This is a genomic window from Mycobacterium sp. (genome assembly GCF_035653355.1).
Lineage (GTDB): Bacteria > Actinomycetota > Actinomycetes > Mycobacteriales > Mycobacteriaceae > Mycobacterium.
The window spans coordinates 1-8,680 of sequence record NZ_DASRBZ010000502.1 but is presented as its reverse complement, the minus strand read 5'-3'; the positions used below and the strand labels follow the sequence as shown (position 1 = coordinate 8,680).

The 8,680-nt window shown below is 65.4% G+C and carries 9 protein-coding genes and 1 pseudogene; 8 read left to right on the top strand and 2 right to left on the bottom strand.

Features of this window, described 5'->3' with window-relative positions:
* From VFA16_RS17310 to VFA16_RS17290, 5 genes are all read left to right on the top strand, one after another.
* Positions 1-619: preprotein translocase subunit SecY (locus tag VFA16_RS17310; protein WP_324968996.1), on the top strand; the 619-nt coding region annotated here is incomplete at its 5' end.
* Positions 616-1,167 carry an adenylate kinase gene (locus tag VFA16_RS17305; protein WP_324968995.1) on the top strand — a complete coding sequence of 184 codons (552 nt, stop codon included), beginning with the start codon at positions 616-618 and terminating at the stop codon, positions 1,165-1,167. The genes VFA16_RS17310 and VFA16_RS17305, both read left to right, overlap by 4 nt.
* A gap of 2 nt (positions 1,168-1,169) precedes the next feature.
* The gene (gene map / locus VFA16_RS17300; RefSeq protein ID WP_324968994.1) at positions 1,170-1,970 is read left to right on the top strand and encodes a type I methionyl aminopeptidase; all 801 of its coding nucleotides are present in this window, start codon (positions 1,170-1,172) and stop codon (positions 1,968-1,970) included.
* Positions 1,971-2,036: 66 nt separating this feature from the next.
* The gene (locus VFA16_RS17295; protein ID WP_324968993.1) at positions 2,037-2,564 is read left to right on the top strand and encodes a sigma-70 family RNA polymerase sigma factor; all 528 of its coding nucleotides are present in this window, start codon (positions 2,037-2,039) and stop codon (positions 2,562-2,564) included.
* 71 nt (positions 2,565-2,635) lie between these two features.
* Positions 2,636-3,397 carry an anti-sigma factor family protein gene (locus VFA16_RS17290; protein WP_414687747.1) on the top strand — a complete coding sequence of 254 codons (762 nt, stop codon included), beginning with the start codon at positions 2,636-2,638 and terminating at the stop codon, positions 3,395-3,397.
* A 22-nt stretch (positions 3,398-3,419) separates the two neighbouring features.
* On the opposite strand, the gene VFA16_RS17285 is transcribed toward VFA16_RS17290, so the two are convergent.
* Positions 3,420-4,760 carry an FAD-binding oxidoreductase gene (locus tag VFA16_RS17285; RefSeq protein ID WP_324968992.1) on the bottom strand — a complete coding sequence of 447 codons (1,341 nt, stop codon included), beginning with the start codon at positions 4,758-4,760 and terminating at the stop codon, positions 3,420-3,422.
* Entirely contained in the window at positions 4,757-5,914 is a 1,158-nt protein-coding gene (locus tag VFA16_RS17280) for an NAD(P)/FAD-dependent oxidoreductase (protein WP_324968991.1), read from the bottom strand. The genes VFA16_RS17285 and VFA16_RS17280 overlap by 4 nt, the downstream gene beginning before the upstream one ends.
* A 128-nt stretch (positions 5,915-6,042) precedes the next feature.
* Between VFA16_RS17280 and VFA16_RS17275 the strand changes: the two genes are divergently transcribed.
* The 3 genes and pseudogenes from VFA16_RS17275 to VFA16_RS17265 form a co-directional block, all read left to right on the top strand.
* Positions 6,043-7,788 carry a thiamine pyrophosphate-binding protein gene (locus VFA16_RS17275; RefSeq protein ID WP_324968990.1) on the top strand — a complete coding sequence of 582 codons (1,746 nt, stop codon included), beginning with the start codon at positions 6,043-6,045 and terminating at the stop codon, positions 7,786-7,788.
* Positions 7,769-8,434 carry an SRPBCC family protein gene (locus VFA16_RS17270; RefSeq protein WP_324968989.1) on the top strand — a complete coding sequence of 222 codons (666 nt, stop codon included), beginning with the start codon at positions 7,769-7,771 and terminating at the stop codon, positions 8,432-8,434. Before VFA16_RS17275 ends, VFA16_RS17270 begins: the two co-directional genes overlap by 20 nt.
* Before the next feature lie 7 nt (positions 8,435-8,441).
* A pseudogene (locus VFA16_RS17265) lies at positions 8,442-8,680 on the top strand (3-oxoacyl-ACP synthase); the annotation flags it as partial.

Here is an 8,680-nt window from a genome sequence, read left to right as displayed (position 1 = left end):
GCAGGGCCAGCGCCGTATCCCGGTGCAATACGCCAAGCGGATGGTAGGCCGGCGCATGTACGGCGGCACGTCGACGTATCTGCCGCTGAAGGTCAACCAGGCCGGCGTTATCCCGGTCATCTTCGCCTCGTCGCTGATCTATATCCCGCACCTGATCACCCAGCTGGTCCGTAGCGGCACAGGCGGGGTGGGCAACACCTGGTGGGACAAGTTCGTCGGCAATTACCTGTCGAACCCCGCCGACCCGGTCTACATCGCCATCTACTTCGGGCTGATCATCTTCTTCACGTACTTCTATGTGTCGATCACGTTCAACCCGGACGAGCGGGCCGACGAGATGAAGAAGTTCGGCGGGTTCATCCCCGGTATCCGGCCGGGCCGGCCGACCGCGGACTACCTGCGCTTTGTGCTGAGCCGCATCACCTTGCCCGGGTCGATCTACCTGGGCGTGATCTCAGTGCTGCCCAACCTTTTCCTGCAAATCGGCAATACCGGGACGGTTCAGAATCTGCCGTTCGGCGGTACAGCGGTTTTGATCATGATCGGTGTCGGTTTGGATACGGTCAAACAGATCGAAAGCCAGCTGATGCAGCGCAACTATGAAGGGTTTCTGAAGTGAGAGTTGTTTTGCTGGGGCCGCCGGGGGCCGGCAAGGGCACGCAGGCGGTCAAGCTGGCCGACAAACTGGGCGTACCGCAGATCTCCACCGGCGAGCTGTTTCGGCAAAACATCGACAACGGAACCGAGCTGGGTCTGGCGGCCAAGCGCTACCTCGACGCCGGCGACCTGGTGCCCTCCGAGGTGACCAACAAGCTGGTCGACCAGCGGCTCGATGAGTCCGACGCGGCCGCTGGTTTCATCCTCGACGGTTACCCGCGTTCACTGGAGCAAGCAAAGGCACTGCACGACATGCTCGAACGCCGGGGAACCAAACTGGATGCGGTGCTGGAGTTCCGGGTGCCGGAGGAAGTACTGCTCGAACGGCTCAAAGGGCGCGGCCGCGACGACGACAACGACGACGTCATCCTGAACCGGATGAAGGTCTACCGCGACCAAACGGCGCCGCTGCTGGAGTACTACCAGCACGAGCACGAGCTGAAGACGGTCGATGCCGTCGGCAGCGTCGACGAAGTGTTCACCCGCGCGCTGCAGGCCCTGGGAAAGTAGCGATGATCGCCCTGGCCGGGCTGCGCAACCGCAAGGTCGTGCCACAGCGCAGCGCCGGCGAGCTGGACGCGATGGCGGCGGCCGGGGCCGTGGTGGCCGCCGCGCTGCGCGCGGTTCAAGCGGCCGCAGCTCCGGGAGTATCGACCCTGAGTCTGGACAGCATCGCCGAAGCGGTAATCCGCGACTCCGGCGCCACACCGTCGTTTCTGGGCTACCACGGGTACCCGGCGTCGATCTGCGCGTCGGTCAACGACCGGGTGGTGCACGGGATTCCCTCCGCGGCGGAGACCCTGTCGCCTGGTGATCTGGTCTCCATCGACTGCGGAGCCGTCCTCGACGGCTGGCACGGTGACGCGGCGGCCACATTCGGCGTGGGAACGCTGGATCCCGCCGACGAAGCACTGTCAGCGGCGACCAGGGAATCGTTGGACGCCGGCATCGCCGCGATGACACCCGGCAACCGGCTGACCGACGTCTCTCATGCCATCGAAACCGGTACCCACGCCGCCGAGGCCCGCTACGGCCGCACCTTCGGCATCGTCGAGGGCTACGGCGGTCACGGCATCGGCCGGCAAATGCACATGGACCCCTTCCTGCCCAACGAAGGAGCCCCCGGCCGGGGCCCACTACTGGCCCCCGGCTCGGTGCTGGCGATCGAACCGATGCTGACCCTGGGAACAAGAAAAACCCTGGTACTCGACGACCAATGGACGGTCACTACCGCCGACGGGTCGCGTGCGGCACACTGGGAGCACACCGTGGCGGTGACCGAGGACGGGCCGCGCATCCTGACTCTCGGCTAACCGTTGCTGGTGTGCCGGTGATGAACCGGACAGGCGCTGAATTCGTGTCACCTCTAGGAGGTGCAAGTGCCTACTGTCGCCAGCCCAGCGGCTCCCGAAGCCGCCTTGATGAAGGCGCTATACGACGAGCACGCCGCGGCCTTATGGCGATACGCACTGAGGCTGACCGGCGACCGGACGCGCGCCGAAGACGTCGTGCAGGAGACGCTGCTGCGAGCCTGGCAGCATCCTGAGGTCGTCGGCGACACCGATAGGTCGGCACGGGCCTGGCTGTTCACCGTCGCCCGCAACCTGATCATCGACGAGAGCCGCAGCGCACGGGCCCGCTCGGAAGTCCAATCGCTGGACAAGGCGCCCGAGCCGGCCGGACCGGACGAGGTCAACGCGGCGCTAGACCGGCTGCTGATCGCCGACGCTTACGCACAGCTTTCCGCCGAACACCGCGCAGTGATCTGCCGCTCCTACTACCGCGGGTGGACCACAGCGCAAATCGCCGCCGATCTCGGAATCGCTGAAGGCACCGTGAAGTCGCGCCTGCACTACGCCGTGCGGGCCCTGCGACTGACACTGCAAGAGATGGGGGTGACCAGATGATGGCGCGACGTGCAATCCGCGCGGAGGTCGGCTCCGAATACCCAAATGAAGCCTACGATGGGGGTTAGACGATGAAGACGTTATGGGGCGCCAGCCCGCCGGGTGACGGCGCCCAGCCCAGCGACCAACTGCATGGCGACCACGAGTATGCGATGTGGGACGCTGCCTATGTGCTGGGCTCGCTGTCGGCCTCCGATCGGCGGGAGTTCGAAGCCCACATGGAGGTTTGCCCGTCATGCCGCAGCGCCGTCGCCGAACTCAGCGGGATGCCGGCGTTGCTTTCGCAGCTGGACCGCGACGAGTTGGCAGCCATCGACGAGGCCGACCGCACCGGCGACACACCTGCGCTGCCGGCGGAGATGCTGCCGACACTGCTGGCCAAGGTTGGTTGGCGTCGGCGCCGCTCCCGCGTGCTGACCTGGGCGGCCAGCGCTGCTGCGGCTGTGGTGCTGGCAGTCGGCGTATTCGTCGGCGTGCAGGGCCATTTCTCGGCGCACGCGCCCACGCCGCCGCAGGCGAGCAGTTCGACGCTGCCGATGGCGCAGGTCGGCACCAAAAATCTGGCCTCGACGGTCTCGGTGTCCACCGAGCAATGGGGAACCTTCATCGCGATGAAATGCGTTTGCCTGGCACCGGTTAACGCACACCACGACACACTGGCGATGGTGGTGGTACGCCGCGACGGCAGCCACAGCCAGCTGGCAACCTGGGTGGCAGAGCCCGGTCACACCGCAACACCAGCTGGCAGCATCGCCACGCCGGTCGATCAAATCTCTGCTGTGCAAGTGGTTTTGGCCGACACCGGTCACGTGCTGCTGGAGCGCTCGCTGTGATGGCCACCAGCTGTGATGACGATCAGCAGCGCGCCATCCAGCTGTGGAACCGGCCATCCGGGTCGTAGGCCGAGCGCACTTCATCCAGGCGCGCCATATTCGGCTCGGTGATGAACCGCGCCGGGCGCCGGCAGAGGTTCTCGTCGGCGAGCGAGATGCCCGCCGCTAAGTGCGACATCGCGGCCATGTTCGAGGCGGCCCAGTCGCCGTAGCGGTCGTCGTCGGCCGGGTCTTGCCAGATGGTGTAGAGCGCCAAGTAGATATCAGCTTCCAGGCCGTACACCATGTCCGTGCGATCCGGCGACGTTTTCCACCCGGTGAAGATGAAATGCGACGGATGCGGCGGCATCGTTTCGATAATTGTGCGGATGCCCGGCAAGAGTTCCGCGGCCGACGCCGACGTGAACATGTTGTCGGCGATGTAGCGGTGCCCCTTCGGATAATTGGTCATCACAGCGGTGTACCAGTTGGCCAAGGTGGTCGGCGCATAAGGAAGGCTGGCGATCGCCTTGTCGGCGACGGGGCAACTGCCCAGCGGTGCAAGGGCTTTCATCGCCTCCTGCTCGGAGTCGGCGAAAACCGGTGAGGCGATAGTGATGCCCGGCTGGTCGATGCCGGCCCCAGGAAAGCTGCGCGCGGTGTGGATCTGCAGTTCGACGCGCTCGTCGAGCTCGGCAGCGATCGAGCGTCCCCACGTGAACACCTCGTCGGCGACTTCAATGGGGTACATGTATAGGCAGGTTCCCCACACCGACGGGCGCGGATGAACCCGCAGCGTGAACGAGGTGACCACACCGAAGAAGCCGGGCCCTGAGCCGCGCGCGGCCCAATACAGATCCGGGTAGTGCTCGGCATCGCAGTAGAGCAGTTCGCCGTCGGCGGTGACGACCTGCAGCCCCAGCACGCTCTCGCACGCCGGGCCGAGCATCGGGCTGTTCCAGCCGTAGCCGCCCTGCAACAGGTAGCCGCCGAGGCAAATGCCTTCGCAATGGCCCGCGGGAAAGAACAGCCCTTGGGAATCCAGTTCGGTCGCAAAGACGCTGGCGATCTTTCCCGGCCCGACGTCCGCGGTCATCCGGTCGGCGTCGACGCTGCAATGGTTCAGCCGACTCACATCGAGCAGCATGCCCCCGTCGCGAAGGTGGCTGGCCGACCAATTGTGCCCGCCGCTTCGCACACCGACATGATGGCCGTGGTCGCGCGCGTAGCGGATCGCTGCAACGACGTCGTCGATGTCGTGTGCTTGAACGATCACGTCGGGAAAGCGTTCTGGGACAATGCCGTTCCATACTGTCTGCCGCCGGGCGGTTTCATAGTCGGCTGCACCGCGGAAGAAGCTGTGTTCGGCGGGCAGGAAAGTCATTGGGTGACCCCGATTTTCGTTCGATCTCGTGTGGCTGACAGGTATGACGCGATATCGCGGGCCAGCGGCGTGGCGGCACGGCGGATCGCCCGCAGCGGGCCGTTAGGTGGAATCCCGTATCCGATCGCGAACATGCCGTCGCCGAGGTGCGACGCGAAGCCGCCGCGCGGGTTACCCCGCTCGTCCAGCACCCCGAGGTGGCCGACCAAGCCGTCGAGGTCCGGCCTGAAGCCGGTGGCGGCGATGATCGCCTGTGGCGCTATCGAACTGCCGTCGGCGAGAATGACGCGCCCGGATTCGACGGCCTGTACGGCGGCGACGACTTGCACGCGTCCCGCCCGCACGGTGTCGATGAGCTCGTCGGCCAGGGTGGGAATGCGGCCGCGCTGTTCGACCGTCGCCTTCAACCCGAGCGGCGGCCGGTGAAACCCGTAGTCCGACAAGTCTCCCCACACGAGGCGGTTGATGCGGTCGATCAGGGGGTCGACCTTGCGTGCAGGCACCCGCGCGAACAACTCGAGGAAGATGTCCGACGGGAACGGTCCCATGGCGCGGCGCACCAGGTGTGGCGGTGTGCGCACAGCGAGCCAGATCTTGCGGGCGCCGTCGTAGGCGAGTTGGACTGCGATGTCGGCAGCCGAGTTCCCGGCGCCAACGACCAGGACGTCGCGGCCGCGAAAAGGCCACGCGTTGCCAAACTCGCCGGAGTGAACGAGCTGGCCGGTGAACTGACGAAGACCCGGCCAGCCGGGCACGGTGGGTGTGCGGTAGTTGCCCGTGGCCAAGACGATCACCGGTGCCAGCATCTCTCCCGACGATGTTTCGAGTCGCCAACCTCCCGCTGTGCGCTCGATGCGGTTGACCTCACAGCCGAGCTGAAGCCGGATGTTCTGGGTCCGCACGTAGCGGTCGAAATAGCGGACCATGTCTTCCTTGGTGGGCCAGCGGCCCGCCGTCAGCGGAATCCGCTGTCCGGGCAGGTGCGATAAGAAACCGCTGGTATTGAGCCGGAAGTTGTCGTAGCGGGTGCGCCAGGCAATGGCAGGCGCTGAAGCTCGTTCTAGGACAAGCGTCTTGATCTGGTGCCGATGCTCGAGCTGGCGTGCAACAGCCAGACCAGACGGCCCCGCCCCGATGACAACGACGGTGGTCATCATCGGCACGACTCCTTACCGCTGCTTTCCTCAGTAATACGGTGCGGAGCCGCGTGTGGTTCAGCAGCAATCGTCACCGCTTTTGCGATGCCGATGAACTGAATCCATCCCTAGGTCGTGTAAACCGTATGCCTGGCAAGCAACGAGTGGTCGACCACATCGTCGAGTGCCTCGCGGCAACCGGAGTCGACTACATCTTTGGTGTCGACGGGGCCAACATCGAAGATCTTTACGACGCCGCATATTTCCGCTCGGATATCACCGCGGTACTGGCCAAGCATGAGTTTTCCGCTGCGACCATGGCTGATGGGTATAGCCGCAGTGGGCAGAGATTAGGCGTGGTGGCGGCGACCTCGGGTGGGGGAGCGCTGAATCTGGTGCCCGGCCTGGGGGAATCGCTGACCAGTCGGGTACCGGTGTTGGCGTTGGTGGGCCAACCGGCGACGACGATGGACGGTCGCGGCAGTTTTCAGGACACCAGTGGTCGCAACGGGTCGCTCGACGCCGAGGCGTTGTTTTCCGCGGTGTCAGTTTTCTGCCGCCGGGTGGTGAGGCCGGCCGACATTTTCACCGCCTTACCCGCTGCCCTCGCCGCGGCGCGACGGGGCGGGCCGGCGGTTTTGTTGCTGCCCAAGGATATTCAGCAATCAGCGGTCAGCATCAACGGCTACGGTGGATATGGTCGCGAGCCGCAGCGCGCTATTGGCGATCCGCATCCGATAGTGCGCGCGCTACGCCAGGTGACCGGACCGATCACGATCATCGCCGGTGAGCAGTTGGCTCGCGATGACGCCCGGTCCGAGCTGGAGTGGCTGCGCGCAATCCTGCGCGCACGGGTGGCGTGTGTGCCCGACGCTAAAGATGTCGCCGGAACACCGGGATTGGGATCGTCGTCGGCGCTCGGGGTGACCGGTGTGATGGGCCACCCTGGTGTTGCTGAGGCGGTGGCAAAGAGTGCGCTGTGCTTGGTGGTGGGCACGCGACTGTCGGTGACCGCTCGCACCGGCCTCGACGACGCCCTGGCAAGTGTGCGTATGGTCTCGATCGGGTCGGCGCCCCCATATGTTCCCTGCACTCACGTGCACACCGACGACTTGCGGGCGTCGCTGCGCATGCTGACCGCCGCGCTATCCGGTCGTGGCCGGCCTACGGGTGTGCGGGTGCCGGACGCGGTGGTGCACACCGAGCTGACGCCGATCGCATTCGACGGTCCGGGCGTGCGCTACCGCGACGCCATGCACAGGCTCGACACGGTGTTGCCCGACGGCGTGGACGTCGTCGTCGACGCCGGCAACACCGGCGCGGCGGCGATACACCACCTGCCGGTGCGACGTGAGGGCAGGTTCCTGGTCGCGCTCGGCATGGGGGGCATGGGCTACAGCTTCGGGGCCGGCATCGGAATGGCGTTCGCCCGCGCCAACGACCGGGCGCTCGGCCGGCGGGTCGTGGTGATCGCAGGCGACGGAGCGTTCTTCATGCATGGCATGGAAGTCCACACCGCTGTGCAGTACCGGTTGCCGATCACGTTCGTGCTGTTCAACAACAACGCCCACGCCATGTGTGTGACCCGAGAACAGCTGTTTTACGGCGACCGGTACAGCTACAACCGGTTTGCGCCCAGCCGGCTTGGAGCCGGCCTGGCGGCGATGTTCCCGGGGCTGCCATCGCTGGACGTCAGCGACGCCGACGGATTGGCGACGGCGTTGCGCGGTGCGCTCGACGTCGACGGGCCCTCGGTGGTCAGCGTGGAATGCGCGGCAGACGAAATCCCGCCGTTCGCACCATTTCTCAGCGCTCCGTCAGCCAGACCCGCTGTCAACCAAGAAAGCCCGACCCCAAAGGAGAACCGCGCCAATGTCGCTGCCAGCGCTTGACGACATCTACAGCCACACCGGCAGCACTGAGCCGATCGAGGGAGTGGTTCGTATCGAGACCTCACCACTGGAGGAGACCGCGCCGAGGTTCCTGGCGAAGATGCGCTCGGTGTACCCCCACGACGAAATCTTCGGCCAGTACTGCACGGTCAACGACTACGTCGACTGCCCGCCCGACGAGCTGTTCGAATACATGGCCGACACCCGCAGCCTCGAGGAGTGGACCTATACCCTCCGCGGCTTTACTCCCACCGACGAGCCGGGCCTGTGGCTGGCCTACGACCGGCTGCTTCCGGACACCAAGATCTACACCCGAACTCAGGCCAACGCCGACGCCCGCACTGTCGACTACTACTGCGCCTGGGATCAGAGCAAGCACCTGTGGATGATCTATCTGATGCGGGTCCTCGACGCGCAGGTGGTGCTCAACAAGCCCGGTTCCGTTGTGCTGTGGACCAATTGCCGCCACCCGTTCTACGACCACAACCCGTATCCGGAGGCTGCCCCGCCACAGCGCACCGGCTGGGTCGGCGATTTCTGGGACATCTTCGGCCCCGGTCATGCATTGGAGCTGAACAACCTCAAGACAATCGCCGAGTACCGCTACCGCAATGGCCTGCCGATCACGCCGGCGTGGATGAGATGAGATCGTCATGAACCGCATCAGCCTGACCGACGTCTCCACCTATTTGCCGGGTGAGCCGATCGCCGCCGATTACTACGCGCAATTCGCCGGATCCGACGAGTTACGTGAGAACCTGATGTTCCGCGCGCCGAAGTTCCGCCACCACGTCGGACCGGACGAGACCGCGATTGACATGGTGGAGCGCGCCGCACACGGGCTGATCGAACGACACGGAGAGGATGTCGTCGCCGACGTCGACGTGTTGAT

Coding starts and splice junctions, on each gene's coding strand:
- VFA16_RS17290 (WP_414687747.1), top strand. CDS start 2,636: ATGAAGACGTTATGGGGCGCCAGCCCGCCGGGTGACGGCGCCCAGCCC.
- VFA16_RS17275 (WP_324968990.1), top strand. CDS start 6,043: ATGCCTGGCAAGCAACGAGTGGTCGACCACATCGTCGAGTGCCTCGCG.
- map (WP_324968994.1), top strand. CDS start 1,170: ATGATCGCCCTGGCCGGGCTGCGCAACCGCAAGGTCGTGCCACAGCGC.
- VFA16_RS17270 (WP_324968989.1), top strand. CDS start 7,769: ATGTCGCTGCCAGCGCTTGACGACATCTACAGCCACACCGGCAGCACT.
- VFA16_RS17285 (WP_324968992.1), bottom strand. CDS start 4,760: ATGACTTTCCTGCCCGCCGAACACAGCTTCTTCCGCGGTGCAGCCGAC.
- VFA16_RS17280 (WP_324968991.1), bottom strand. CDS start 5,914: ATGACCACCGTCGTTGTCATCGGGGCGGGGCCGTCTGGTCTGGCTGTT.